This is a genomic window from Kurthia senegalensis (assembly GCF_000285595.1).
GTDB lineage: Bacteria > Bacillota > Bacilli > Bacillales_A > Planococcaceae > Kurthia > Kurthia senegalensis.
The window spans coordinates 24564-50792 of record NZ_HE611071.1 but is presented as its reverse complement, the minus strand read 5'-3'; the positions used below and the strand labels follow the sequence as shown (position 1 = coordinate 50792).

At 37.7% G+C, this 26229-nt stretch carries 26 protein-coding genes, 2 pseudogenes and 1 riboswitch; of the genes and pseudogenes, 21 read left to right on the top strand and 7 right to left on the bottom strand.

What is annotated here, in order from left to right:
- Positions 1-39 precede the first annotated feature (39 nt).
- The 6 genes and pseudogenes from KSHG_RS14380 to gatB all read left to right on the top strand — a co-directional run bounded on the left by KSHG_RS14380 (position 40) and on the right by gatB (position 6335).
- Positions 40-1530, top strand: coding sequence for a DUF6056 family protein (locus KSHG_RS14380; RefSeq protein ID WP_010308569.1), 1491 nt, complete (start codon positions 40-42; stop codon positions 1528-1530).
- Positions 1531-1559: 29 nt separating this feature from the next.
- A complete protein-coding gene (locus KSHG_RS14375) occupies positions 1560-2555 on the top strand; it encodes a glycosyltransferase family 2 protein (protein WP_010308567.1) in 996 nt (331 codons plus the stop codon).
- Positions 2548-2928, top strand: coding sequence for a GtrA family protein (locus KSHG_RS14370; RefSeq protein ID WP_010308565.1), 381 nt, complete (start codon positions 2548-2550; stop codon positions 2926-2928). Before KSHG_RS14375 ends, KSHG_RS14370 begins: the two co-directional genes overlap by 8 nt.
- A 192-nt stretch (positions 2929-3120) precedes the next feature.
- Entirely contained in the window at positions 3121-3414 is a 294-nt protein-coding gene (gene gatC, locus KSHG_RS14365) for an Asp-tRNA(Asn)/Glu-tRNA(Gln) amidotransferase subunit GatC (RefSeq protein ID WP_010308561.1), read from the top strand.
- A gap of 21 nt (positions 3415-3435) precedes the next feature.
- A pseudogene (gene gatA / locus KSHG_RS17135) lies at positions 3436-4897 on the top strand (Asp-tRNA(Asn)/Glu-tRNA(Gln) amidotransferase subunit GatA).
- Position 4898: 1 nt separating this feature from the next.
- Entirely contained in the window at positions 4899-6335 is a 1437-nt protein-coding gene (gatB, locus tag KSHG_RS14355; protein ID WP_010308549.1) for an Asp-tRNA(Asn)/Glu-tRNA(Gln) amidotransferase subunit GatB, read from the top strand.
- Positions 6336-6696: 361 nt separating this feature from the next.
- Here gatB and KSHG_RS14350 read toward each other — a convergent pair whose 3' ends face one another.
- Positions 6697-7854: an MFS transporter gene (locus KSHG_RS14350; protein WP_042232261.1), complete on the bottom strand. Its 1158-nt coding sequence runs from the start codon at positions 7852-7854 to the stop codon at positions 6697-6699.
- Positions 7855-7963: 109 nt separating this feature from the next.
- Here KSHG_RS14350 and KSHG_RS14345 point away from each other — a divergent pair, with 109 nt between their 5' ends.
- From KSHG_RS14345 to KSHG_RS14330, 4 genes are all read left to right on the top strand, one after another.
- The gene (locus tag KSHG_RS14345; RefSeq protein ID WP_010308542.1) at positions 7964-8524 is read left to right on the top strand and encodes a thioredoxin family protein; all 561 of its coding nucleotides are present in this window, start codon (positions 7964-7966) and stop codon (positions 8522-8524) included.
- 142 nt (positions 8525-8666) lie between these two features.
- Entirely contained in the window at positions 8667-9590 is a 924-nt protein-coding gene (locus tag KSHG_RS14340; protein ID WP_010308537.1) for a diacylglycerol kinase, read from the top strand.
- An 86-nt stretch (positions 9591-9676) separates the two neighbouring features.
- A complete protein-coding gene (rlmD, locus tag KSHG_RS14335) occupies positions 9677-11038 on the top strand; it encodes a 23S rRNA (uracil(1939)-C(5))-methyltransferase RlmD (RefSeq protein WP_010308533.1) in 1362 nt (453 codons plus the stop codon).
- Between the two features lie 106 nt (positions 11039-11144).
- Positions 11145-11660, top strand: a complete 516-nt coding sequence (locus KSHG_RS14330) for a YfiT family bacillithiol transferase (RefSeq protein WP_010308529.1) — start codon at positions 11145-11147, stop codon at positions 11658-11660.
- A 452-nt stretch (positions 11661-12112) separates the two neighbouring features.
- On the opposite strand, the gene KSHG_RS17130 is transcribed toward KSHG_RS14330, so the two are convergent.
- On the bottom strand, positions 12113-12295 hold the full coding sequence (locus tag KSHG_RS17130) for a transposase (protein ID WP_147630558.1): 183 nt from the start codon (positions 12293-12295) through the stop codon (positions 12113-12115).
- Positions 12296-12486: 191 nt separating this feature from the next.
- Positions 12487-12894 carry a response regulator transcription factor gene (locus tag KSHG_RS17655; protein ID WP_026022623.1) on the bottom strand — a complete coding sequence of 136 codons (408 nt, stop codon included), beginning with the start codon at positions 12892-12894 and terminating at the stop codon, positions 12487-12489.
- Between KSHG_RS17655 and KSHG_RS14315 the strand changes: the two genes are divergently transcribed.
- The 7 genes and pseudogenes from KSHG_RS14315 (at position 12877) to KSHG_RS14290 (ending at position 19553) form a co-directional block, all read left to right on the top strand.
- A complete protein-coding gene (locus KSHG_RS14315) occupies positions 12877-13242 on the top strand; it encodes a hypothetical protein (protein WP_010308519.1) in 366 nt (121 codons plus the stop codon). The genes KSHG_RS17655 and KSHG_RS14315 overlap by 18 nt on opposite strands.
- 259 nt (positions 13243-13501) lie before the next feature.
- Entirely contained in the window at positions 13502-13855 is a 354-nt protein-coding gene (locus KSHG_RS14310; RefSeq protein ID WP_010308515.1) for a hypothetical protein, read from the top strand.
- A gap of 136 nt (positions 13856-13991) precedes the next feature.
- Positions 13992-14477 (top strand): YehS family protein, encoded by a 486-nt coding sequence (locus KSHG_RS14305; RefSeq protein ID WP_010308512.1) that lies wholly within the window; start codon positions 13992-13994, stop codon positions 14475-14477.
- 186 nt (positions 14478-14663) lie between these two features.
- Entirely contained in the window at positions 14664-16421 is a 1758-nt protein-coding gene (locus KSHG_RS19165; protein WP_010308506.1) for a protoglobin domain-containing protein, read from the top strand.
- Positions 16422-16546: 125 nt separating this feature from the next.
- Positions 16547-16816 (top strand): Fur-regulated basic protein FbpA, encoded by a 270-nt coding sequence (fbpA, locus tag KSHG_RS19300; protein WP_083844908.1) that lies wholly within the window; start codon positions 16547-16549, stop codon positions 16814-16816.
- Between the two features lie 116 nt (positions 16817-16932).
- Positions 16933-18045 (top strand): annotated as a pseudogene (locus KSHG_RS14295) (DEAD/DEAH box helicase); the annotation flags it as partial.
- A gap of 278 nt (positions 18046-18323) precedes the next feature.
- Positions 18324-19553 carry an aminopeptidase gene (locus KSHG_RS14290; protein ID WP_010308498.1) on the top strand — a complete coding sequence of 410 codons (1230 nt, stop codon included), beginning with the start codon at positions 18324-18326 and terminating at the stop codon, positions 19551-19553.
- 241 nt (positions 19554-19794) lie between these two features.
- Here the strand turns inward: KSHG_RS14290 and KSHG_RS14280 are convergent, their stop codons facing one another.
- Complete coding sequence (locus tag KSHG_RS14280; RefSeq protein WP_010308495.1) at positions 19795-20142, bottom strand: DUF4870 domain-containing protein; 348 nt, start codon at positions 20140-20142, stop codon at positions 19795-19797.
- 111 nt (positions 20143-20253) lie between these two features.
- Positions 20254-20358, top strand: a riboswitch (TPP riboswitch).
- 103 nt (positions 20359-20461) lie between these two features.
- Here KSHG_RS14280 and thiT point away from each other — a divergent pair.
- Positions 20462-21016: an energy-coupled thiamine transporter ThiT gene (gene thiT, locus KSHG_RS14275; protein ID WP_010308492.1), complete on the top strand. Its 555-nt coding sequence runs from the start codon at positions 20462-20464 to the stop codon at positions 21014-21016.
- A gap of 102 nt (positions 21017-21118) precedes the next feature.
- The gene (gene map, locus KSHG_RS14270) at positions 21119-21871 is read left to right on the top strand and encodes a type I methionyl aminopeptidase (protein ID WP_010308488.1); all 753 of its coding nucleotides are present in this window, start codon (positions 21119-21121) and stop codon (positions 21869-21871) included.
- A gap of 57 nt (positions 21872-21928) precedes the next feature.
- Here map and KSHG_RS14265 read toward each other — a convergent pair whose 3' ends face one another.
- Positions 21929-22675 carry a hypothetical protein gene (locus tag KSHG_RS14265; protein WP_026022622.1) on the bottom strand — a complete coding sequence of 249 codons (747 nt, stop codon included), beginning with the start codon at positions 22673-22675 and terminating at the stop codon, positions 21929-21931.
- A gap of 189 nt (positions 22676-22864) precedes the next feature.
- Here KSHG_RS14265 and KSHG_RS14260 point away from each other — a divergent pair, with 189 nt between their 5' ends.
- Complete coding sequence (locus tag KSHG_RS14260; RefSeq protein ID WP_010308480.1) at positions 22865-23635, top strand: polyphosphate kinase 2 family protein; 771 nt, start codon at positions 22865-22867, stop codon at positions 23633-23635.
- Between the two features lie 25 nt (positions 23636-23660).
- Positions 23661-24206: a GNAT family N-acetyltransferase gene (locus KSHG_RS14255; protein ID WP_010308475.1), complete on the top strand. Its 546-nt coding sequence runs from the start codon at positions 23661-23663 to the stop codon at positions 24204-24206.
- 135 nt (positions 24207-24341) lie between these two features.
- On the opposite strand, the gene KSHG_RS14250 is transcribed toward KSHG_RS14255, so the two are convergent.
- Together KSHG_RS14250 and mreBH are read right to left on the bottom strand one after the other, a co-directional pair.
- Positions 24342-24905, bottom strand: a complete 564-nt coding sequence (locus KSHG_RS14250) for a beta-class carbonic anhydrase (protein WP_010308474.1) — start codon at positions 24903-24905, stop codon at positions 24342-24344.
- Between the two features lie 142 nt (positions 24906-25047).
- Positions 25048-26049, bottom strand: coding sequence for a rod-share determining protein MreBH (mreBH, locus tag KSHG_RS14245; RefSeq protein ID WP_010308471.1), 1002 nt, complete (start codon positions 26047-26049; stop codon positions 25048-25050).
- Positions 26050-26229: the final 180 nt, after the last annotated feature.

Below are 26229 nucleotides of genomic sequence, written 5' to 3'. Positions count from 1 at the left end.
TTCGTTGCATCTGATTTTAGAGGAGAGTGGATTGACAGCATGAAATATGCCGACAAAATTGAAAAAAATGGACGTTATTTTTTTTATGGGCTAATCATCGTTTATTTTGGTTGGCTTACGTGGAATACGCCACTTACGGGAGATGATTGGACTTGGCAATCATCGCTAGGTATGGATCGACTTCATACATTTTTTGCAAATTATAATGGGCGTTACGTAAGTAATATTTTAGAAATTATTTTAGTGAGGTCTGAGTGGCTACGTATTGTATTCCATGCATTTGTTACATTCGGACTTTTATATTTTATGACGAAAGTGACAACGAAAAAACCGACGAAATCGGTCTTTCTTTTAGCGTTTATTTTAGTATTTTCGATGTCGACGAAAATTTTCGCACAAACATTCGGATGGACAGCCGGATTTGTTAATTACATCGTATCAATCGTTTTAATTTTAGTATATTTAACGATTGTGAAAAGAGTATTTACACAAAATGAGCCGACCTATCATAAATGGACAGTATACGGTATGGTGGCACTTGGCTTTTTCTCACAGCTAATCGTAGAACATGGAACATTATTTTCAGTTTATACAGCGATACTCGTAGTAATCGTAACAAAATATAAGCTGAAGAAAGTATATAAAGAGCACGTAGCGTATTTGATTGCATCGATTGCCGGAGCGATTTGCATGTTTTCAAATGGAGCGTATTTAAACGTTTTATTAGGAAAAGATGATTACCGTAATTTATTAGATCAAAGCTTCACAGAAAAAGTCGTCGACATTTATACGAATCGAATGTCTGGGTACGTTTTTGAATCGAATATGTGGATTATTTTATTCATTTCGGTTGCTGCTATTTTAGTTTGGTCGCATATGAAACCAAAAACCGTCCTACTACAAGTGATTCAAATTGTTTCGATTTTTTATTTTTATGCTTATGGCATCGTCGTTACGTTATCTAGCGTACCATCGATGCATAAAATTTTTGCCGAGCATACGTATACGATGAGTATTTTAAGTTTAGTGTACTTAATCATACTTTGCCTCGTACCGTTAGCGATTGCAGATCGTCGCACGCAAGCGTATAGCTGGTATTTACTTTCAGGCGTCATTCTCATGTCGTTACCGTTCATGTTTATTTCGCCGTACGGTCCACGCTGTGCTTTTGCATCGGTTATTTTCCTCATTTTATTCGGGATGAAATTACTCGACTATTATCGTCATACGACTTCATTCAACTTCGAAAAATTATTCGTTCCTTTGACGATGCTTACATTGGTAGTCGGTGTACAACTCGGCGTACCGATTGCGGAAAATGGGCACGTTGACCGAGCTCGTTTAGAAAAAATTGCGACGGACTTAGAAGCGCATCCGAATCGTAAAACGTTGCGTGTAGAACGTATACCGAATCCGCAATATCATTGGATGCCGAATCCGAGTGAAAAAGTTTTCATGACGCAGTTTTTCAAACAGAACCATGACATTGATGAAGACGTGACAATTAAGATTGTACGTAAAATAAACTAGTTTGAGCACGTAATGGGGGAATGAGTAAAATGGTGAAAATTTCGTTAATTGTACCTTGCTACAACGAAGAAAAAAATTTACAAAAAATGTATGATGCATTGAAAGTGAATGCACAGAAGCTGGCAACTTCTAAAGGGTATAATTATGAATTTATTTTTGTGAATGATGGTAGTAAAGATCAATCTGAAATGATTTTGAACGAATTGGCAGCAGAGGATGAGCATTTTAAATTTATTTCATTTAGTCGGAATTTTGGGAAAGAAAGTGCGATGTTTGCAGGGATTCAATATGCATCTGGAGATGTTTGTGCCATTTTAGATGCGGATTTGCAACATCCTCCTGAACTTTTAGGGCAAATGATGGACCGCTACGAAGAAGGGTACGATCAAGTTATTGCGAAAAGAACACGTACAGGAGAAGCGAAGGTACGTACGTGGCTGAGTAAACGATATTATAAGTTCGTGAATAAAATTATGGATGTGGAAGTGGAAGACGGGATTGGCGATTTTCGCGTGCTGAGTCGTAAAGTGATGGATGCGATTGCAGACTTACCAGAAAATAATCGTTTTTCAAAAGGGTTATTTTCTTGGGTAGGTTTTAAGACGACGACGATTGAGTATGAAAATCAACTACGTGATGAAGGCGAAAGTAAATGGGGATTGAAAAACTTATGGAACTACGCAATTGATGGAATTGTATCATTTAACATTCGCCCGTTGCGAGCGGTTATTTATACTGGGGTCGTTGTGACGTTCGTCAGCCTCCTGTACATTATTTATATTTTTGCGAACATCTTGTTGACTGGGGTGGAAACGCCGGGGTATTTTAGTATGATTTCGGCTGTTCTTTTACTCGGAGGTATTCAGTTAATTTCAATAGGAATCGTCGGCGAATATGTCGGACGTATTTTCTTTGAAGTGAAAAAACGTCCGGTTTATTTAGTAGGCGAAACGAATATCGTCAGCAAGCCTTCCATGAATAAACAAGATCATGATTTAATTAAGATGAGAGGTACACATGAATAATTCCTTTATTCGATTTGCTGTTGTCGGAGTCATCAATACAGCAGTCTATTATTTGTTTTATTTAAGTTTTATTTTTTTAGCGATTCCATACGTTGCAAGCCATGTGATAGCATTTTTAATTAGTATGGTCGGCTCTTTCTTCTTGAATTGTTATTTTACGTATCGCACGAAACCGACGTGGAAAAAGTTTTTGGCATTTCCGTTAACGAATGTTGTAAACTTTGTCATTTCAACGGGTTCATTGTATGTGATCGTAGACTGGCTACATATGAGTAAAGAATGGGCACCTATTATTTCGATGTTTTTACCGATTCCATTTACGTATTTAACATCGAAATGGATTTTAACGAATAAAAAAGAAAAGCACGTATGAAAATAAACTTTTGTAGCGAACCGGTGAGGAAGAATCATCGGTTTTTTTAATATGTGAACAAACTAAAAACTTTTATAAATCCCTTTATTTTCAAGACGTGGGAGGCACTTTACTACACAAAAGCACCTTGCCTACTATATGATAGAAATGATATTATTATCGGTATGGTTATCGAATTTGGAGGTGTAAAAAATGGCAAAACTTTCAGTAGAAGAAGTAAAGCACGTTGCTAAATTAGCACGACTTGCAATTACCGACGAAGAAGCGGAAAAATTCGCGACTCAATTAGATGCGATTACTGACTTTGCGAACGAATTACAAGAACTTGATACGACAAATGTAGAACCAACTACACACGTTTTACCTGTTCATAACGTATTCCGTGAAGATATTCCAGTAAAAGGTTTAGATCGCGATGTAGTGATGAAAAATGTTAAAGAACATCAAGACGGTTTAGTAAAAGTACCACCAATCATCGCTCAATAATTTTTATAAGGAGGGACAATGATGTCATTGTTTGATAAAACATCAGCACAATTACAAGAAGCTCTTAAAAATAAAGAGATGACAATTGCTGATTTAACAACAGAAGCTTATGCACGCATTGACGCTTTAGACGGCGAAATTGGCGCATTTTTTAGCTTTAAATAAAGAAGCAGCAATGGAAGAAGCTGCTGCAAAAGATCAAGTACCATTCGAAGAACGTGGACCATTATTCGGTTTACCAATCGGTGTGAAAGATAATATCGTTACAGAAGGCATTGAAACAACATGTGCTTCTAAAATTTTAGAAGGCTTCAACCCAATCTACAGCGCGACTGTAGTAGAAAAATTACGTAAAGCAGGCATGGTTACTATAGGTAAAGTAAACATGGATGAATTCGCAATGGGTTCTGCCAATGAAAACTCAGCAATCAAAAAAGTTCATAACCCTTGGGACTTTGACCGTGCTCCTGGTGGTTCTTCAGGTGGTTCTGCAGCAGCAGTATCAGCAGGAGAAGTACCATTCACTTTAGGTTCTGATACAGGTGGTTCAATCCGTCAACCAGCAGCTTTCTGTGGTGTAGTCGGTATGAAACCAACGTACGGTCGTGTATCTCGTTACGGTTTAGTAGCGTTTGCATCATCTTTAGACCAAATCGGACCAATTACACGCAACGTACGCGACAACGCTTTATTACTTGAAGCAATCGCTGGCGTTGACGAACATGATTCTACTTCAGCAAACGTAGAAGTTCCTAGCTATGTAGACCAATTAACTGGCGACATTAAAGGACTTAAAGTGGCTGTTCCTAAAGAATACTTAGCAGAAGGTGTTTCTGAAGGCGTAAAAGCACAAGTTCTTGCTGCAATTGAAAAATTAAAAGAACTTGGCGCAACGGTAGATGAAGTGTCATTACCACACTCTAAATATGCATTAGCTGCATACTATATTATTTCTTCTTCAGAAGCATCTTCTAATCTTTCTCGTTTCGACGGTATCCGTTATGGCTTCCGTGCAGAGGCAGATAACTTAGAAGACTTATACTTACAAACTCGTGCGCAAGGTTTCGGGGATGAAGTAAAACGTCGTATCATGCTTGGTACGTATTCACTATCAGCAGGTACGTATGATGCTTATTACAAAAAAGCACAACAAGTACGTACATTAATTAAACAAGATTTCGATAAAGTATTCGAAGAGTACGATGTAATCGTTGGACCAACAACACCAACAACTGCATTCAAACTTGGTGAAAACTTAGACGATCCAATGACTGTTTATGCAAATGATATTTTAACTGTTCCAATTAACTTAGCTGGTGTTCCTGCGATTTCAATTCCATGTGGTTTTGATAACGAAATGCCTGTTGGTTTACAAATTATCGGTAAATACTTCGAAGAAGGCACAATTTACCGCGTAGCAGATGCGTTTGAAAAAGCTACAGATTTCCATAACGCAAAACCTCAAACTTGGGAGGTCAAATAACATGGCTTCAACGAATTACGAAACAGTCGTTGGTTTAGAAGTGCACGTTGAGTTAAAAACGAACTCTAAAATTTTCTCTCCATCACCTAACCAATTCGGCTCTGAACCAAATACAAACACATCTGTAATCGACTTAGGGTATCCAGGTGTGTTACCAGTAGTCAATAAAGAAGTAGTAAACTACGGTATGCGTGCGGCACTTGCACTTAACATGCAAATTAACCAACATACAAAATTTGACCGTAAAAACTATTTCTACCCTGATAATCCGAAAGCTTACCAAATTTCACAATTTGATAAACCAATCGGTGAAAACGGCTGGTTAGAAATCGAAGTTGACGGCGTTAAAAAACGTATCGGTATTACACGTATCCACATGGAAGAAGATGCGGGTAAATTAACACATGGTGCGAACTCATCACTTGTCGATTACAACCGTCAAGGTACACCTTTAGTTGAAATCGTATCTGAGCCAGACATCCGTACACCGGAAGAAGCTTATGCATACCTTGAAAAACTAAAAGCCATCATCCAATACACAGGCGTTTCAGACGTACGTATGGAAGAAGGTTCATTACGTTGTGATGCCAACATCTCAGTTCGTCCTTACGGTCAAGATGAATTCGGTACACGTACAGAACTTAAAAACTTAAACTCATTCAACTTTGTTCGTAAAGGTATTGAGTATGAAGCACAACGTCAAGCAGCTGTATTAAACGCTGGTGGCGAAATCAAGCAAGAAACTCGTCGTTTCGATGAGAAAACAGGTAAAACAATTCTTATGCGTGTCAAAGAAGGTACAGACGATTACCGTTACTTCCCAGAACCTGACTTAGTAGACATCGTAATCGATGACGAATGGTTAGAACATGAAAAAGCAATGATTCCTGAATTACCAGATGCTCGTAAAGCACGTTATGTAGCAGAAATGGGCTTGCCAGCATATGATGCAGGGGTTTTAACGCTTTCTAAAGAAATGGCTGATTTCTTTGAAGGTACTGTTGCAGCAGGCGCAGATGCAAAACTTGCTTCAAACTGGTTAATGGGTGAAGTTAGCGCGCACTTAAACGCTGAACAACAAGAATTACATGATACAGCTTTAACACCAGAAGGTCTTGCGAGCATGATCAAATTAATTTCTGACGGTACGATTTCTTCTAAAATTGCGAAGAAAGTATTTAAAGAATTAATTCAAAATGGTGGCGATGCGAAGAAAATCGTTGAAGAAAAAGGGTTAGTTCAAATCTCTGATGCAGGTGCACTTGTACCAATGATTACTGAAATCCTTGATAACAACGAACAATCAATCATCGACTTCAAAAACGGTAAAGACCGTGCGATTGGCTTCTTAGTTGGTCAAATTATGAAAGCTACTCGCGGTAAAGCCAACCCACAAATGGTTAATAAAATTTTATTAGAAGAAATCCAAAAACGATAATTAAGTGTTGAACACACTCTTTCAGCACTGAAGGGCATTTTGATTTCCTGACAAGTGACGTTTTTCGTCACGTTGGAAGGAAAGAAATGACCCGAAGTGTTAGTGTGTGAAACCGGATAGACTACTCAGGACGAGTAGTCGACAAGCGTTGCCGTCAGGACGACGGTGAAATTAGCTAGTATTCCTTGAAGTGTTGAACGCTACAAAGAAGAAATACGTTTACGATAAGCAATCGGCTATAAGATTCGAACCCTTTATGTCGATTGTACTTTTAATACTCGATGGCCGGAATTTTACCATCCAAATGCGTCTAAAATAAAAGAGGAAGCCTTGTTAATAAGGCTTCCTCTTTTTTATATGGTTAAATAGCTTTACGGGCATTCCGAATTAATAAAAACGTTCCGTACAATGCAGCAACGAGTGATGTAATGGCGATGGCATAGTAGAAAACATCGCCGCCAAAATCATCGTACATGAGCCCACCGATGTATGATGAAATAATACCGGATATACCGAAAAATAGTAAAGCGAGTACCGTTTGCCCAGTTGCGCGCCATTCGCGTGGCATAATACGATATAAATATTGAATGGCAGCTGTGTAATAAACAGGGAATGTTAACATTTGAAGTACTTGAATAATGACAATCATTTTTGGGTTGTCGATAAAGCCTGTAAGGAAAAAGCGTAGTGCGTAACAGAAAATCGCAAATGTAATTAACTGCAGTTCTTTGCCTTTTTTCAGCCATAAATAACTTAGCGCAAAGACGACAATCTCACTCGCACCGGAAATAAAGAATGCGATGCCGACGAGGTTGTTTTCGCCACCAAGTGATGTAATGTGAATACCTAAATAGTTATCGTTCATACGAGCAGGGATAGAGCTAATAAAAATAAGAACTAAAAATAAAATCATCTCTTTATTTTTCAGTACTTGTTTCAAGCTATCCACAGTGACAGGTGCTGTAGAAGTGGGTACTTCTGGAATTTTCCAGACGATAGCGAAGCAAATAATGCCGAGAATCGCAAAGCAAACACCGATTGCCCCCATGCCGAACCAATCGGTAATGTAGCCGATAGCTAAAGAGAGAATGGCATAGCCGAGTGAGCCGTACGTGCGGACAGAACCGTAACTAATACCTTGCGCCTCCGTCGTTGTAAACGTGAGTGACTCTGTTAATGGATCGAGTGGCATCAAAAAGAAGTAAACGAACATCGACAATAAGACGATGAGTAAGAAGCTATCAATTTGATATAAGAAAAAACCACAAATTGCGGTACTCGCTACGAGGATTAAAATGATTTTACGGACAGTTTTTAAGCGATCGCTAATCATTCCCCAAAGCGGTTGCGCGATGACCGTCACGATACCACCGAGGGCAATAATGAGGCCGATTTCTTTCGTTGCTAATCCAACTGATTGAAAATAAATAGGTAAAAAAGGGATAAAGATAGCTAATAACCCGAAAAATAAAAAGTTATAGCTTTTTAATAAAATCGTCGTTCTTTTCAAAAAAGTCATCCTTTCATATTTCTTTATTTTATAAAATAAAGCGCTGTATGTATACGGCATATGATACAATTGTCAAAATTTGATATACTAAAACAAAAGTAAATAAGGAGGGATTTATATGGCGACAGAGCAACAATATTTTGAGCAAGGAACGATTCTTTCGGAATATATGGAAAAAATGTCGAGGCTAAAAGATGATAGTTTCCGCGTATACAACGGATTTAATTTACCGGAAGATGAAGCGTTCTTTACCGCGCTAAAAGAAGCTAATTTACACGTACTCGTTATTACAGAAGACTGGTGCGGGGATGCAATGATGAACAATGCCATTTTACGAAAAGTTGCAGAGGCGACGGATTTGGACGTGCGCTGTGTATTACGCGATCAAAATTTAGAATTAATTGACGCGCATTTAACGAATGGTGGACGTGCAATTCCTGTTTATTTAATTTTAAATGCGGAGGGCGATGTTGTTGGCAAATGGGGGCCACGCGCACCCGAAGTTCAACAATATGTCATGGACAAACGTGCAACTTTACCGCCGAAAGATTCGTCTGATTTCGGTACGAAGCAGACGGAGTTATTCGTAGGGATTACGGAAGAATACGCATCGAACGATCAATTTTGGCAATACGTCTACGAAGACATTCGTCAAACGTTTGAGCAATTAATGAAATAATTCATTTATTTGCAGAATGTCACGTGTTCAGTATAGAATAATAGAGTTGTTAAATAGTCGGGCTGACTCTTCGTGTGAGGCAGCCTATTTTCATGAGCCATTAGATGAAGATAGAAATTTTAAACAGTAAGAAGGTTGAGTTATGAAAAGAGCACGCATCATTTATAACCCTACTTCGGGGAGAGAACTTTTTAAAAAGCACTTACCTGAAGTACTAGCAAAACTTGAAGTTGCAGGTTATGAAACGTCATGCCATGCAACAACATGTGCAGGCGATGCAACGGTAGCTGCAAAAATGGCAGTCGAACGTGGTTTCGATATTATTATTGCCGTCGGTGGTGACGGAACGTTGAATGAAGTTGTCGCCGGTGTAAGTGAGTTTGAAAAACGTCCGAAATTAGGATTAATTCCAATGGGGACGACGAATGACTTTGCACGTGCCGTGAAAATTCCTCGTGATATTTATGCGGCTGTTGATATTATTATTAAAGGAGATTCAATTCCTGTCGATGTCGGTCTTTCGAATGATCGTTATTTTATTAATATCGCAGCGGGCGGACGTATTACCGAATTAACATATGAAGTGCCAAGCAAACTGAAAACGATGCTTGGGCAACTCGCTTATTATTTAAAAGGAATTGAAATGTTGCCATCTGTTAAAGCAACGAAAATGCGTATTGAATATGACGGCGAAGTGTTCGACGATGAAGCGATGATGTTTTTAATCGGCTTATCGAACTCTGTCGGCGGCTTTGAAAAACTCGCACCAGACGCAAGCATTAACGATGGTAAATTCACCGTCTTTATCTTGAAAAAATGTAATGTTGCAGAATTCGTTCGTTTAGTGACGCTTGCTATTCGTGGAGATCATTTAAAAGACCCACACATCATTTATACGAAAGCTGACGAAGTGAAAGTAACTTCAGATGACCGCGTACTCATTAACTTAGATGGTGAGTACGGCGGCGATGCACCTTCTGTATTTAAAAACTTAAAACGTCATATCGAATTATTCGTACCGATTGATGATATTCGTGAACAAGATCGTATTAACGCAAACTTATAATCTTAAACCCTATGTTGAAACGCATAGGGTTATTTTGTGCACATTTCGTGATACAATAGAGAAATTGAAATGGAGGAACAAATTGAATGACAGCACCAGTGAAAAAGAATGATCAGCTTTCTGTTTATATAGAAGATTTAACACATGATGGCGCAGGCGTAGCGAAAGTCGATGGATACCCATTATTCATCCAAGGCGCATTACCTGGCGAAACATGTACAGTACACGTTTTAAAACCACTTAAAAATTACGGCTTTGCGAAAATTGTAGAGATTGAAGAAGCGTCTCCGCATCGCGTAGAACCACCTTGCCCTGTATTCAACTCTTGCGGCGGATGCCAATTACAACATTTATCTTACGAAGGTCAACTTGCTTGGAAACAAAAAATGGTCCAAGATGTGATGCAACGAATCGGTAAATTAGACGTAACAGTGCACCCGACAAAAGGGATGGAAGAGCCTTGGAATTATCGTAATAAAGCACAAATCCCATTCGGTATGAACGGTGAAGTACCGATCGCAGGTTTCTACAAAACGAAATCACATGCAATCGTTGATACGGAACGTTGTTTAATCCAAACAGATGAAGCAGATGCTATTTTATCAGGCTTAAAACCGAAGTTATGGGCACTTGGCTTACAACCATATGATGAATATACGAAACGCGGTCAATTGCGCCACGTCGTCGTTCGTAAAGCACGCGCAACGAATGAAGTAATGGTCGTATTAGTGACGAAAAAACGTAAATTCCCACAAAAAGATGCCGTTGTTGATACGATTCGCCAATTGATTCCGAATGTGAAATCAATTATGCAAAACGTGAATCCAGACAATACGAACGTTATTTTCGGGAATGAAACGGTGAACTTATGGGGAGAAACGACAATTGAAGATCATATCGGCGACGTTCGATTTGAAATTTCAGCACGTTCTTTCTACCAAGTGAACCCAATCCAAACGGAAGTACTGTACAAACAAGCACTTGATTATGCAGCACTAACAGGAAATGAAACAGTTATCGATGCGTATTGTGGAATCGGTACGATTTCATTATTCTTAGCGAAAAATGCGAAGCACGTTATGGGCGTCGAAATTGTGCCTCAAGCGATTGAAGATGCGAAGCGCAATGCGACATTAAACGGCTTCACGAACACGTATTTCGAAGCGGGTCCAGCAGAAGAAGTCATTCCACGCTGGTTCAAAGAAGGCAAAGAAGCAGACGTACTAATGGTCGATCCACCACGTAAAGGTTGCGACAATGCATTACTCGAAACGATTCTTTCAGAACGTCCGAAACGCATCGTGTACGTCTCTTGTAACCCGGCAACACTTGCGCGTGACTTACGCGTATTAGAAGACGGTGGTTACAAAACGAAAGAAGTACAACCTGTCGATATGTTCCCACACACAGCACACTGTGAAGCAGTCGCTTGGTTGGAGTTAGTATAATATATTTCTAAACAGACGACTTACTCGTAGTAGCATGAGTAGGTCGTCTATTTTTCTTTGAATAAGGGTATAACAATCGTAAACTGACTGAAATGAGGGATCAATCATGGATGTGAAATTTCCGATTGGAGAATTACGAGTACCGGACGTTGTAACGAAAAAAGATGTAGAAGGTTGGCTCGAACAAACGCGTACATATGCGTTTCGATTGCGAAAAGTTGTAGATGGATTGTCTGGTGAAGAACTAGAGAAGACGTATCGTGAAGGGGCATGGAGCGTGCGACAGCTCGTTCACCATATTGCAGATTCACAGTTAAATATGTATCAACGATTGAAGCTTGCATTGACGGATGATTGGCCGACAGTACCTGCATTTGATCAAGATGAGTGGGCATTACTTCCAGATATGAAGCTGCCTGTAGAAAGTTCAATTCGTCTATTAGAAGGATTGAATGAGCGCATTGTCGCACTTGGCGAGACGCTTGAAACGTCTGATTTCACACGTGGATTTATTCATGCGACGGACGGCAAAGTGACAGTCGGTAAAAAACTAGCGAAGCTTGCTTGGCACGAGGAACACCATCTTGCACACATTAAAATCGCTCTAAATATACGAGATTAAATAAGAAATAGAGGAGGGAATATCGAATTCGATATTCCCTCCTCTATTTTTATGCACAAATTAGGATTGTCTTTTTTTCTATAAAGAATTTTATAAAAGTATATCAGCTTCGGTCGAAACGAAGAACAACAGACAAAAAAGACATTCACAATCGGAACTGACCAACGAAAGTGAGACAGTGAAAAAGACGCTTCTTTTAAGTCGAATTTGACGGACGCTTTCCTGGGGCATGGCAGAAGCCTCCTCGCTCGCAAGCTCACTGCTGGGGTCTTCTGCTCATGCTTTTCCCATAGGAGTCGCCGTCAAATTTTTATTGAATTATCTTTTTTCGGTATTGTACTGGAGAAAGGTAATTTAACTTTGCTAAAATCTAAGTATTCGTACAGTAGTTGATATATGCTTGAACGGTTTGAACAACAACGTCATTTGTTATTCTCAAAAGCTATTCAAAATCAAACGTTTCGCACGTTAGGCATGGCATGGAACGTTTCAATTAATTTTTCTTCAAACAATCCTTTTCCGATCCGATCTTGTTTACCGAGTAGTTGTTGTAAACGATGTAACTCCCTGTTTTCATACGACTTCACCCATTGATAAAGCTGACTGTCATTTTTAATTCCACATACGTTCATCATTTCCTCTTTATCACTTTCATTTTTGTTTCGTATGAATATTTTTTTCCATCAAAAAACACTTCCAAAGATTTGATACTTTTGAAAGTGTCTTTTTCTTTTTATGTTTTCTCAAATTTTTAGGTCAGTTCCATCTTATTCAAATCGTGAATGTCTTTTCTTATTGACTAGCGTTTTGTCCTAGTCTCGATTTTTTATTGTTGGAGTAATTCTTTGTACGCTTCGGCTTTTTTTATTGCTTGCGCCCGTGAACGTACTTCTATTTTTTGATACAGTGCGGAAATGTATACGCGCACCGTTCCTTCTGATAAGAAGAGAGATTTCGCGATTTCTTTATTCGTCGCACCTTCTAAAATCAGTTTGTAAATCTCTTTTTCACGCTGCGTTAAGTTCGGTAGTAACCACGTACTCGTTGCTTCTGCGACGTGTGCTTTTTGCAGTTTTTGCATATGTTGTAAAATCACATCTTCATCGTCTACTTTGTACGGATTCGTTTCTACGTAGTGATTGATGACGCTGAAAATCGCAGGGTGATCTAAAAAGCTACGAACGTAATTGTACTGTGAAGCGAGCGGCATAATTTGATGACAGAAACGAGACAACGGACAATTGCTAAAATTTTTAGTGACTTATTAGGTGAAACGACGCGCCAACTCGCACAAATTAGTCAAAAATCAGAAATGGTATTACTCGTCGTCGATGAACGGAAAATATCGCCACTATTAGTTTCTTTGTTCGAAGGAATGTTGCAATCAGAAGAAATTTGTCCGTTAATCGTTCGAAAAGAAACGTCTATGGACGAAATTAAAAAAATTATAGAAACGTTTCAAATTCAACAAATTTTCATTTTAGGTAGGGGGACGAGTGATTATTATGCATTTCGTAAATTCGCACGTACGAATTGTTTTACGACGTACGAACTTGAAAAATTGTTAGGGAAAATGAGTTAGGCGGATTTACAACAAGAATCATTCAAAATGCAACTAAAAACATACATTTAAATGCATGATTTATATGTATGATGGAGATTTTTTTAGTGTAAATGCTTGAAAATAGGGAATTAAAGCTGTTAGTATGAAAAAAGATTAGGTGTTTTTGGATAAAAAGTCGACAAAAATCGACGAATTACCTATACTAATGAATAATAAAGTATAATTATTCAAATTTAATAAAACTATTCAAACATTAATAGAAGGGAACGATTGAACGATGTTATTAGTAGATACATTGAAATTCAAAACATCTATTTATGAAGATAAAAAACAAGTTCACGTTCAAATTATCGGCTTTATAAGAAAACAGCTTGTTGAATCCTATTTTGAAGCAGTGAAAGAAACAACAGATAAAGTAGATCACGAAACGTATACGTTAATTGTAGATGCAAGAGAGCAGTCGCCACTTCCTTCGGCGACAGAACCGGAACTCGTAACGGCAATTACGTATTATATTTCATTAAATTTTAGTAAATTGATTATTATGATGCCAAAATCAAATATTGCGAAGACACAAATTTTAAATGCTTTAGAACAAATTGATTACAAAGGTGAACTCGTTTATTCATAAAACATACAGTCGATGTGATTCGTTTTGTCACGTTCATACAATTCGCTATATCATCTATTCAATGGTAAAATGAAATGTCTTATAAATATAAATAATGACCGAACGTATAGAATTTCGAACTTAAAAGGAGAATACGATGACAGCAAATGACTTATTAATTCGCCTACGTTATGCATTGAATATTAAAAATGCAGACATGGCTAAAATGTTTAAATTAGGTGGAGTAGATGTAACGGCTTTAGACGTATCTAACATGCTTCAAAAAGTAGTGGAAGATGAGCCGAAACCAGAAAACTACAAAACGTGTAATAATAAAATGTTCGATGCGTTTTTAAACGGATTGATTACGACAAAACGTGGACCACAACAAAAGAAACCAGGGCAAGAAAAGGTTGTTACGAAGTTGGAACCAATTAATAATATGCTCATTAAAAAAGTAAAAATTGCGCTTCAGTTAACGACAGAAGATGTATTAGACGTTTTTTATGATGGCGGTATTAATGTTTCTAAAGGAGAGCTAGGTGCGATTTTGCGTAACGCTAGCCATCGTAACTATAAAGAATGTGGCGATAAATTCGCACGTAAATTCTTAAATGGTTTAACAATACGTTACCGTAAATAGCCATTCGTAGGTAATAAAGATTAACGCTCAAAATCATTATTGATTTTGAGTTTTTTTATGCAATTTTTTAAGAGTATACGTATGAAAAATTTCTAATTTTTTGTAAAAAGTCATGCAATCGTCACATAAAATTCACTTCGTATAGTATAAAATGTCTATAACAGGATATAAAAGGGAGGCAAATAAATGTTTTTTAAAGTAAAAGCGAGTGCGAAAGAGAAGTACGGTTATTTTAATGAAGTAACAGAGTCTGACATTAAAGTGAGCGAACGTTTTCAGGGGAAGCTAGACTTTTTAGGATTTAATCAAGTGAGAAGAGAGTACGTGAATGAATTACTTGAATTGTACATTGCTAATCATGTACAACTGCTCGATCAATTTTATGCACACTTAATGTCGATTGATCAATTTAGCCAAATTATTACGGAACATTCATCAATCGATCATTTGAAGAAAGTATTTGATACCCATTTCCGTAGCTTATTTGAGGAAGAATTGTCGCTTGATTACGTATTTAAACGTCGTAAAATTGCCTATACACATGCGAAAATTGGTGTGTTACCGAACTGGATGATTTCAGCTTATACGTTATTAAATCAATTGATTATTCCATTGATTGTTGAAAAATATGGCAAAAATCGCGAGAAGATGATGGACGTATTATTGTCTTACGATAGTTTAATTACAATCGACCAACAAATCATCATTGAAACGTATATCGAAATTCAAGCAGGTTCGATCGTCAATGGACTCGGTGAAATTATTCAATACAATACGCAACTTGACCAAATTAAAAATTTAATTCAGTTCCAAGAAGCGCAACAACAAGCTGTATTGTCAGCGAATTCATCAATGGATGAATTAGAAGCATCCATCGATGAAGTATCAAATTCAGTTGGTGATATTTCAAAAGAAACGCAAACGTCTTTGAAAAAACTAAACGAAGACATTACATCACTACAAAACATCACAGACTCCCTACATACGACCGATCAAGAACAAGTGAAAGTACAACAACAAGTAGGCGAATTAGTCGAGCGCGTGCAATCTGTTAATGAATTAATGCGCTTCATTCAAGACATAGCCGAACAAACGAATTTACTTGCATTAAATGCTTCAATTGAAGCAGCTCGTGCAGGAGAAGCAGGTAAAGGATTTGCGGTCGTTGCAGAAGAAGTGCGTAAGTTAGCAGATAATACGAAGCAATCGATTCAAAAAATTCAAGAAGACATTACGAAACTATTATCGATTACGACGAATATTAATAGCCTAACGAAAAAAGCAGCTGCAGAGCTACATCAAACGGTTGGTGACTCAGCGAATATTACGACGGCACTCGTTGACTTGAATCAGACGTTGCAACAACAAGGGGCAAGTTTTGAAACGATTGCGGCAACGACGGAACAACAAACGCAAGCAGCAACAGAAATTACAGCGAATAACCGTGAAATCGCAAAAAGTACGGAGCAAAGTAAAGAAATCGTCAATAATACGGGTGCAGCAATTTATGAATTAAGTAAAAAAATCAATCATTACCGAACAGATACGATTTCTAAAAACTTTATTATCAGCCAAGAAGATATTATCGAATTGGCAATTACCGATCACTTATTGTGGAGATGGCGTATTTATAATTTATTATTAGGCTTCGAGCATATGACAGAAAAAGAAATCGAGTCTCCGAAAGATACGCGTCTAGGGGAATGGTATTACGGGCAAGGGAAAGACATTTTAGGGAAGCATCCTGTATTCGTACAACTCGAAAAACCATTCAAAAATGTGCATGAAGTGGCGAAACTCGCTGTTCGTACATACTATGAAGGAAATTCGCACGGCGCGGAAATTTTATTAGCTGATTTAGAAGAGCAATCACGTGACGTTATTGAGAAGTTACACATTTTACGTGACGAGATTATTTCGCGTAAACAACCGTACGAAAAATAAATACGGTGGCGATAAATACGTTTAAAGATGTAACAAACTTTGAACGTATTTTTCTATTCTGAAAATTTTAGATGAGGATTAAAATGTAAAGAACTGGGGAACAATAATTTTAGTAGGCACGTCTTATTAGTAGAACAAAATGTTCAACTAGTAATTGCGCAAAGACCTACAGCTATGTAAATAAACTGTATCGCTATTATTTAAGGAGTCTTTATGATGAAGAAAAAACGACTAAAATAGAAGAATCAGAAAAAAATCGCATCGTCGATTATTTATTACAACTCGGTATTTTTAAAGTAAACGGTAAGCAACTTTATCAAGTAACCGTGCCAGAACTGCAAAAAAAATTAACACAAGAATTAAAACATGCGCAACGACAATATGCGCTAAAATAAGCTTTTTATGACCGAGAAAAAAGAGGGTGTCTGAAATAACTTTTTAGACGCTCTCTTTTTTTGTATAATAGAAAGAAGTGTTTCAAATAGAACGATGCACAATAAAGGAGACAATTATGTCAGCAATTGAATTATTAAACGAACAACTACAACAAAAATGGAAATTTGCCCAGGAGACGCCGATTCAAGCTCAAATGATTCCGGCTATGTTAAACGGAGAAGATGTCGTAGCAGAATCTCCAACAGGTACAGGGAAAACATTAGCTTACTTACTACCATTACTAGAACGTGTAAATGGCTCAGAAAAGCATACACAAGCATTAATCGTCGCTCCATCTCAAGAGCTATGTATGCAAATTACAGAAGTAATCCGTAGCTGGATAGCTGGTACAGATATGACAGTCGTACCATTGATTGGTGGCGCGAATACGCAACGCCAAATCGAAAAATTAAAGAAAAAACCGACGATTGCCGTTGGGACACCAGGTCGCTTAAATGAGTTAGTGAAAGCGAAGAAATTAAAATTACACGAATTACATTACATCGTTTTAGATGAAGGGGATCAATTATTAGGTCGTGATTCTCGTGAAATCGTGAAACATTTCATTGAAGGCGCTAATCATGACCGTCAAGTCGTAATCGTTTCAGCAACGATTACAGACGAAATTAAAAAAGTAGCACAACGCTTATTAAAAGAACCGAAACATTTCAAAGTGTATTTAGAAGACATGCCACAACAAGCAACAGTTGAGCATTCATTCGTGAAAATGCAAGAACGTGATAAAACGGAAATGTTACGTCGCTTATCTAATCAAGAAGGAATGCGCGGGTTAGCATTCGTTAACAACTTGGATCAATTATTAATGAAAGAAACAAAATTACATTATCGCCAAGCGCCGATCGTAACGCTTCATGCTGATATGAAAAAAGAAGAGCGTAAAGCAGCACTGCAAGCATTCCGTAAAGGCGAAGCAAGCATTTTAATCGCAACAGATGTAGCTGCACGTGGTTTAGATATTGAAGGCGTTACACATGTCATTCACGTAGACGTACCTCAATCAATTGAACAATATACACACCGTTCAGGTCGTACCGGTCGTGCAGGAAACAGCGGTGAAGTGATTACATTATTAGTTGGACCTTCAGAACGTGCATACAAACAAATTACACGTACTTTAGAAGAAAAACCGACTGAAAAAGTTTGGAAAGATGGCGGTCTTGAAAAAGGAAAAGGCTTCTATGCACAAGGACCTGTTAAAAAAGGCAGAAGTTCTGACAATTCTAAAAAGAAAGTTTATAATAAAAATGACGATCGTCCCCGTTCAAACCGCTACAAAGATGACCGAAAATCATCGGATTCACGTGGCTATAAAGGCAACCGAGACTCTTCAGAATCACGTGGCTATAAAGGGGACTCATCTCGTAAAGGAAATAGCCCATCATCTTTCAAAAACTCAAAAGATGGCGCTAAACGTTCTTATAAAAAACGCTAAGGGGTCGATTTTACATGACATTTGAAGAAAAACTAGCTCAATTTGCGGAATTAGCCGTAAAAGTAGGTACGAACATTCAGCAAGGACAAACACTTTTAATTAATACGACTGTTGATACGCTTGAATTTACGCGTATGGTCGTAAAAGAAGCGTACAAAGCTGGTGCAGCACGTGTGACAGTCAACTATTCAGATGATGTGGTAGCACGCGAGACGTTTGAACATGCGCCGGTTGAAGAATTTGAAAAATTCCCTCGTTGGATTACCGCGCAACGAGATGAATTAATTGAACGTGGCGGTGCACTACTTTGGATTGATGCAGCAGATCCCGATTTAATGTCAGGTATCCCTGTTGAAAAAATTACGACGAATCAAAAAGCATCTGGTAAAGCGTTAGAAAATTATCGTGACGCAGTAATGAACGATAAAATTGCATGGTCAATCATTGCGATTCCTTCTAAAAAATGGGCTGCGAAAGTGTTCCCAGAACTTCCAGAAGCAGAACAAGTACCAGCTATGTGGGAAGCTATTTTCAAAACGGTACACATCGGAGAAGGAAATGCTGTTGAAAATTGGCAAAAACATTTGAAAAATCTTCATACACGTGGGGATTTAATGAATGAAAAACATTTCGCAAAACTTCACTACAAAGCACCAGGTACAGATTTAATCGTAGGCTTACCAGATAAACATATTTGGGCAACAGGCTCTAGCAAAACACCGCAAGGTACAGATTTTGTAGCAAATATGCCAACAGAAGAAGTATTTACTCTGCCTTCTAAATACGACGTGAACGGGTACGTATCTTCTACGAAACCACTCGTTTACCAAGGGAATATTATCGACCAATTCAAATTGACGTTTGAAAATGGTGTCATCGTGAAGGCAGAAGCTGCGCAAGGTGAAGAATTATTAAACGAATTAATTAAAGCAGATGAGGGGTCAAAATATATCGGTGAGATTGCACTCGTTCCACACAAATCACCGATTTCAGCATCGGGCTTACTGTATTTCAATACATTATTCGATGAGAATGCATCCAACCATATTGCGATTGGTGCAGCATATCCGACTTGTTATGAGGGCGGCAGCGACCTTTCTGAAGAGGAAATGGATAAAGTAGGTATCAATACATCTATTACGCATGAAGACTTCATGGTCGGAAGCGGAGACATGGATATCGATGGCATTCATGCAGACGGCACAGTAGAAGCTGTATTCCGTAAAGGTGAATGGGCATTTTAATTAGGAATGTAAATAAAAACGAGCATCTTTTCGCATGAAGCGAGGATGCTCGTTTTTTTATTTACGTGATGTTGCTTTCTTTTGATCGATCATTTTTTTGATAATTGGGTAAACGATCGGTGCTAACTTAATTGCCGTACTAATTACTTTTGATAAATTGCTTTTTGAAGCCATGAAAATCACTCCCTTTTGAATTTAAATAAAATAGAGCTAGTTATATTATTGCCAAAAGCTACTTTATTTAAACGTTTAAAACTTTAATGCCTTGAATAATATTCCAAATAATTGTTATGAGTGAGGCAATTACATAAATTCCAAAAAGTAACAACATAATAATCATCATCACTGACATCGTTTCATCATTTTGGCCGAACATAAAGATGGTAAATGGAATTAAAATAAAAATTAGTGGAATAAAAACGATAAGATGCGAAATAAGTGCTTTTTTTGCATGGAATTTTTCAAATGGATTTTTTGAGATGAGCCAAACGATTAACGGGAAAAGAAAACTAGCGAAAAATACGCTAAAGTAGCAAAGTGAGGCGAGTATACGATTTCCTTCGGCTTGTTCATTTTTAGTTAAGTCCATATAAATCACTCCTTTATATTATGTACGGATGAGTCATCAAACCGTTTCAAAAAGGTTGAAATTTAGCTGAATTTTTTTACAATAAAGCTGTTCAATAAAATAAAATGATGTATCGACCACAAGGGGAGCCATTAAAATGGCTGAGAGTGAAGTGTGACTTCTAACCCTTTGCACCTGTAAGTTAATGCTTGCGTAGGAATGTGGATAGAAATCTGACGTATTTAGCGGTGTCGGGGGTCTTTCCCTGGCATCGCTTTTTTTCATATCTATCTAATCCCAAGGCTCTGATTTATACATCGAACATTGGAGGTTGAGGAGATTGAACAATAGAAAATTATTAATGATGGTAGAAGTCGCGATTTTTGCGGCAATTGGAATCATCTTAGATAAGCTGACATTTAGCTTATGGCCACAAGGTGGTTCGATTAGTTTAGTCATGGTGCCAATTATTATAATAGCATTTCGTTGGGGGACAATTGCGGGTCTCGTGACAGGCTTACTAATCGGAACGATGAATGCGATGTTTGGTGGGTTTATTTTAACGCCACTTCAAGGATTTATTGATTACTTCTTCGCATTTACAGTTGTCGGACTAGCTGGACTTATGCGTCCGCTCGTTATGAATACAAAATCAAAAGCAGAAATCGGTTTGTACATTACGATTGGAACGATTGTCGGTGGTCTACTCCGTTACGTAGCACACGCTACAGCGGGGTACGTATTCTTTTCTGAATACGCAGGCGACCAAAATGTTTTAATTTATACGATCGTTTATAACGGTTCGTACATGGTACCGGCAATTATTTTAACCGCTGCAATCGTCAGCTTACTATTTGCGAAAGCACCGAAGCTTTTAAAGCCATATCAACGATAAAAACGAGAGCGAATCACGCTTGAAGTGATTCGCTCTTTTTAATAATTTTTTCAAAGTGTGATATAGTATAAAGAGATATTTATATAAAAGGAGATCGTAAAAATGATTGTTAAAACACAAGAAGAATATGACGCGTTAATGAAAGCTGGTCGTGCGATGGCTGAAATTCGTAACGCTTTAAGAGACGCTACAAAACCAGGTGTCACTACGAAAGAATTAGATGATTTAGCTGGTAAATTATTCGAAGAAAAAGGTGCTGTTTCAGGACCTAAAGCAGAATACGATTTCCCAGGCTATACGTGCATTAGCGTAAACGAATGTGTTGCTCACGGTATTCCAAATAATCGTAAACTACAAGAAGGCGATATGATCAACATCGACGTATCTGGCCATGTAGATGGTTATTATGCAGATACAGGTGTGTCATTCATTGTAGGTGATGTGGAAAAACCTGAATTACAAATTCTTTGCGACGTAGCACAAAGTTCATTCGATCGTGCAATGACTAAAATCAAACCGAGTGCTCGCTTAAACCAAATTGGTAAAGCAGTAGAACGCGAAGCACATGAAAAAGGCTTAAAAGTAATCATGAACTTAACAGGTCACGGCGTAGGTCATTCATTACATGAAGAACCTCAATACGTATTAAACTACTTCGATGCATGGGATGCGACAATTATGAAAGAAGGAATGGTATTCGCTGTAGAACCATTCATCTCTCAAAGCGCTGAAAGCATCGTTGAAGGTACAGACGGTTGGGCATTCTTAACACCTGATAAATCATATGTTGCACAATTAGAACATACGGTAATCGTAACGAAAAACGGTCCTGTTTTAACGACTAAAATTGACTAATTTTTAATAGAAAAAGGACGTATCGTTTCAAGCGATACGTCCTTTTTTTGTTCCATATTATAAGTACGTTGAGTACGTGTTAAGAACGGATGAATATTTTCGAATGAAAAAAGTTCCGATTGCTAGTACACCCATTAAAAATAAAGAAGATGTCGTTACGAGTAGTTCATCAAAACGTGTTGAACAAACGACACCGAGCAACCACCAAATGAAGAGCATCGGAAAAAAAGGATCCGAACGTTTATACCGTATATATAGTGCATACACTGTAGCAATCGTTAAAAAGCTAACTGCCCATAACGGTTTACTGAAACCGATTGTATCGTAGCTATAGTAGACAAAAATAAAAGCGAAGTGCAACGTACATACAATAGCTAACCAACTATAAAGCAGCGTAATTGGAAATCGAGTAGACGATTGTAGACGCGAATCATATGTCATATGGAGCTTAGATAATAAAATAGTGCTTAATACAATGAAACCAAAGGCCGAAATAAAGTAGTGATGTTGGCAAAGGAAAATCCAAACGATGATGCCCATCGCGCTAAAACTAAATAAAGCGACTTGTTTCCATGTGAGTGCGTAAGATGTATGTTGATTTTTCCACTGCAAATAAATCCAATACGTAAGAATTATATAAATTATAAAAATAATGTTAAAAACATAAAAAGCAGGGAAAATTAATATTTGATAGGTATATGCTACATTCATTGAAGAAAGATGTGCTGGTGGAAGGATGAGTGCAGAAAAAGTAGCAATCGTCGTTAAAATGAAAAATAATAAGACGGTTAAAAATCTACTCAAACAAAAGCCTCCTTGATTAGTGCAAAACTTCTTTATTAAGTATAACGTATAGAGCTATCGGACAAAGTTGTAATTCTGTGAACATTCTATGTTTAAAAAAATGAAATATGAGAAAAAAGTATGGTGAATTGCAAGAAAATGGTTAAGAGCTGTAAAATATAATATATATTGTAAATGGAGGCGATCAAGTTGGTACAAAAATTAGAAAACTTAAAAACGAAAAAACATCTTGATGAAAAAACATCGTATAAGAAAGAATTAAAGAAGTTACAGTATGAGTTGTTAAACATTCAACAATTTTTATTTACGCATGATATTGGATTAGTCATTGGTTTTGAAGGGATGGACGCCGCTGGTAAAGGTGGGGCAATTAAACGTTTAACACAGCGTTTAGACCCCCGTGGCTACGTCGTACATCCAATTGCTGCACCGACACCGCAAGATTTGAAATATAACCATTTACACCGCTTCTCCACACGTTTACCGGCGCGTGGACAAATCGGTATTTTTGACCGCACGTGGTATGGTCGTGTACTCGTTGAACGAATTGAAGGATTTGCGACGAAGCAAGAATGGAAACGTGCTTACACAGAAATTAATCAATTTGAAAAATTGTTAACAGATGATAACTATATTCTTCTGAAATTCTGGGTACAAATTTCAGAAGAAGAGCAGCTAAATCGCTTTAAAGAGCGTAAAGAAGATCCATACAAACAATGGAAGCTGACGGATGAAGATTGGCGTAATCGTGAAAAGTGGCCATTGTACGTAGAAGCAGCGAACGATATGTTTGCACAAACTGATAAAAAAAATGCACCGTGGATTTTAATTGCGGGTGATGATAAAAAATATGCACGAATTGAAGTGTTAAAACAAATCATTTCACATGTGAAAAAAGAATGTGAACAGCGCGGTCTGAAAATTACAGACCCGGCAGAAGCGGTTTCAAAAGAAGTATAAATTGAATGTTGGGGTAGGTGTTGAAATGGTTACGCTTAATGGAGAGAGATGTTTTTTACGAACGTTAGGAAATGAGGATGTTCAAGCGATGACAGAACTCGTAATACGCAATAAACGCTATTGGTCTGTTCATGAACCGCTACACCCACCTGAATATTACACAGAGAAAATTCAATTAAGAAAAATACAAGAATCCAATCGCCAAATGCAAATGCGTCGAGAGTTTAGTTTTGGCATATTTTCAAAGACGTCTGAAAAGTTAATCGGTCACATATCGGTGTACGCTATTAAGCGCCTACCGTTCTCAAGTGCGTACGTAGGCTATTCTTTAGATGAGAAGGAAGTAGGGCAAGGCTATGCGACAGATGCACTTCAACGGGTTTGTCAATTTGCTTTTGAAGAGATTGGATTACATCGTTTAGAAGCGTTCGTATCACCGAAAAATCTAGGTTCTGTTAAAGTATTAGAAAAAGCACAATTTCAACGAGAAGGCTTGTTGAAGCAACTGCTTTATGTGAACGGTACGTGGGAAGACCACTTTTTGTATGCACTCGTAGACGAGCAGTTTTGAAAAGGGAAGGCCGTCTGGCGTAAGTGGCGGATGTATTTGAAAACATTTCTTACGTAAAAAAAGAGCTATTCGACCTCTGTCGAATAGCTCTTTTTAAGCGGACATAAACGTACGCATTATTTATTTAATGAACGATTAACCTTCGTAACCGCTCGTTACTAAATCAAGTTTGCCTGTTTTTGGATCGATGACTAAACCGTGAACAGGAATTTCGTTTGAAACAAGTGGGTGATTACGAATAACGTCGACACTATGTTCAACGTTTTTCGTAACATCACCAAAACCTTTTAACCATTGATTTAAATCAACACCAGAGTATTGAACGTTTTTAATTGTTTCAGCAGAAATGCCACGTTCTTTCATGTTTTCAATAACGACATCTGGATCAACGGCACTCATTCCACAGTCGTAGTGACCGACAACGAAGATTTCGTCTGCTTTTAAGGCATAAATCGCTACTAAAAGGCTACGCATAATACCACCGAATGGGTGACTTACTGTTGCGCCTGCACTTTTAACCATTTTGACATCCCCATTATGAATGTTCATTGCTTTTGGTAATAATTCTACAAGACGTGTATCCATGCAAGTAAGGATAACGTAATGCTTGTTTGGATATTTCCCTGCAATATAAGGTTCATATTGCTTTTCTTCTACGAATTCACCGTTAAACTTTAAAATATCATCTAAAACTGCCATTATGATATTTCCCCCTTTATGTCAGATGACTATCTGAAATTGTGCATTAGCACCTCTTTATTGTAACGAAGTAAAATGAAAAAAACACCGCTTTGCCACAAAATAGACAAAAACGATGTTTGAATATACAAAATTTTGCAATTTATTTATGATTTTTCATTAAATGTAACGTTTCAGTTGCACGACCTGTACCAATTGCTACTGATTCTAATGGAGAAGGAGCTAAGTTTACAGGAACTAATAGTTCTGTACGTAACCAATCTTCCATTCCTTTTAATAAAGAACCACCACCTGTTAAGATGATGCCTTCTTCTACGATATCGCCTGCAAGTTCTGGTGGACAGTTTTCAAGTGAACGACGAATTGTTGCCAAAACTTGAAGCAATGATTCATTTAAACATTCACGAATTTCTGTTGATGTAATTGTTACGGATTTTGGTAAACCAGTGACGATGTCACGACCTGTTGTGACCATGCTTTCTTCTGGTAGCTCACAAGGGGCACAGCCAATTTCTTGCTTAATGCGTTCAGCTGTTGGAATACCGATTAAAATATTGTAGTTTTGACGTACGTAATGCACAATTTCTTCATCTAATGCGTCGCCACCCAATTTTAATGTGGCAGAAGTAACGATGCCACCGAATGAAATAATACCAACTTCTGTCGTACCACCACCGATATCAACGACCATACTTGCGATTGGTTCATTAATTGGTAGTTCAGCACCGATAGCAGCTGCTATCGGTTCGTCGATTAAAAAGACTTCTTTTGCGCCACATTGTGTGACAGCATCTTTAATTGCTAAACGTTCTACAGAAGTTGCACCAGATGGTACACAAATGACAACGTTTGGTTTACGGAATGATGCACCATTTTTAATCGCTTTTTCTAAAACGGTTTTTAAAAGGGCAGTCGTTAAATCAAAATCGGCAATGACACCATCACGTAACGGACGTGCTACGGTAATGGCTGGTGGTGTTTTACCTAACATAGCTTGCGCTTCGTAACCGATCGCAAGTACTTGGTTTGAATTGGTATTAACAGCGATTACTGAAGGTTCGTTTAAAATGATCCCTTCAGACTTTGTATATACTAATATGTTTGCAGTTCCTAAATCGATCCCGATTGCTGTAGTTGAAAACATAAAAAAATCCTCCTCGAAAGCATTAAAATGCTATTGTACGGTTTAGTATAGAACAAATTTTGCTTGATTGATAGGAGGGTTTTTTCACTAGGGAAAACACATCATGTATGAACTCACTTATAAATACCTTATTTTTCCTTTTTAAAACAACTTTATGCTCTTTTTGACATAAGAGAGATG

Coding starts and splice junctions, on each gene's coding strand:
- KSHG_RS14380 (WP_010308569.1), top strand. CDS start 40: ATGAAATATGCCGACAAAATTGAAAAAAATGGACGTTATTTTTTTTAT.
- KSHG_RS14375 (WP_010308567.1), top strand. CDS start 1,560: ATGGTGAAAATTTCGTTAATTGTACCTTGCTACAACGAAGAAAAAAAT.
- KSHG_RS14370 (WP_010308565.1), top strand. CDS start 2,548: ATGAATAATTCCTTTATTCGATTTGCTGTTGTCGGAGTCATCAATACA.
- gatC (WP_010308561.1), top strand. CDS start 3,121: ATGGCAAAACTTTCAGTAGAAGAAGTAAAGCACGTTGCTAAATTAGCA.
- gatB (WP_010308549.1), top strand. CDS start 4,899: ATGGCTTCAACGAATTACGAAACAGTCGTTGGTTTAGAAGTGCACGTT.
- KSHG_RS14350 (WP_042232261.1), bottom strand. CDS start 7,854: ATGACTTTTTTGAAAAGAACGACGATTTTATTAAAAAGCTATAACTTT.
- KSHG_RS14345 (WP_010308542.1), top strand. CDS start 7,964: ATGGCGACAGAGCAACAATATTTTGAGCAAGGAACGATTCTTTCGGAA.
- KSHG_RS14340 (WP_010308537.1), top strand. CDS start 8,667: ATGAAAAGAGCACGCATCATTTATAACCCTACTTCGGGGAGAGAACTT.
- rlmD (WP_010308533.1), top strand. CDS start 9,677: ATGACAGCACCAGTGAAAAAGAATGATCAGCTTTCTGTTTATATAGAA.
- KSHG_RS14330 (WP_010308529.1), top strand. CDS start 11,145: ATGGATGTGAAATTTCCGATTGGAGAATTACGAGTACCGGACGTTGTA.
- KSHG_RS17130 (WP_147630558.1), bottom strand. CDS start 12,295: ATGATGAACGTATGTGGAATTAAAAATGACAGTCAGCTTTATCAATGG.
- KSHG_RS14315 (WP_010308519.1), top strand. CDS start 12,877: ATGACAGAAACGAGACAACGGACAATTGCTAAAATTTTTAGTGACTTA.
- KSHG_RS14310 (WP_010308515.1), top strand. CDS start 13,502: ATGTTATTAGTAGATACATTGAAATTCAAAACATCTATTTATGAAGAT.
- KSHG_RS14305 (WP_010308512.1), top strand. CDS start 13,992: ATGACAGCAAATGACTTATTAATTCGCCTACGTTATGCATTGAATATT.
- KSHG_RS19165 (WP_010308506.1), top strand. CDS start 14,664: ATGTTTTTTAAAGTAAAAGCGAGTGCGAAAGAGAAGTACGGTTATTTT.
- KSHG_RS14290 (WP_010308498.1), top strand. CDS start 18,324: ATGACATTTGAAGAAAAACTAGCTCAATTTGCGGAATTAGCCGTAAAA.
- KSHG_RS14280 (WP_010308495.1), bottom strand. CDS start 20,142: ATGGACTTAACTAAAAATGAACAAGCCGAAGGAAATCGTATACTCGCC.
- map (WP_010308488.1), top strand. CDS start 21,119: ATGATTGTTAAAACACAAGAAGAATATGACGCGTTAATGAAAGCTGGT.
- KSHG_RS14255 (WP_010308475.1), top strand. CDS start 23,661: ATGGTTACGCTTAATGGAGAGAGATGTTTTTTACGAACGTTAGGAAAT.
- KSHG_RS14250 (WP_010308474.1), bottom strand. CDS start 24,905: ATGGCAGTTTTAGATGATATTTTAAAGTTTAACGGTGAATTCGTAGAA.
- mreBH (WP_010308471.1), bottom strand. CDS start 26,049: ATGTTTTCAACTACAGCAATCGGGATCGATTTAGGAACTGCAAACATA.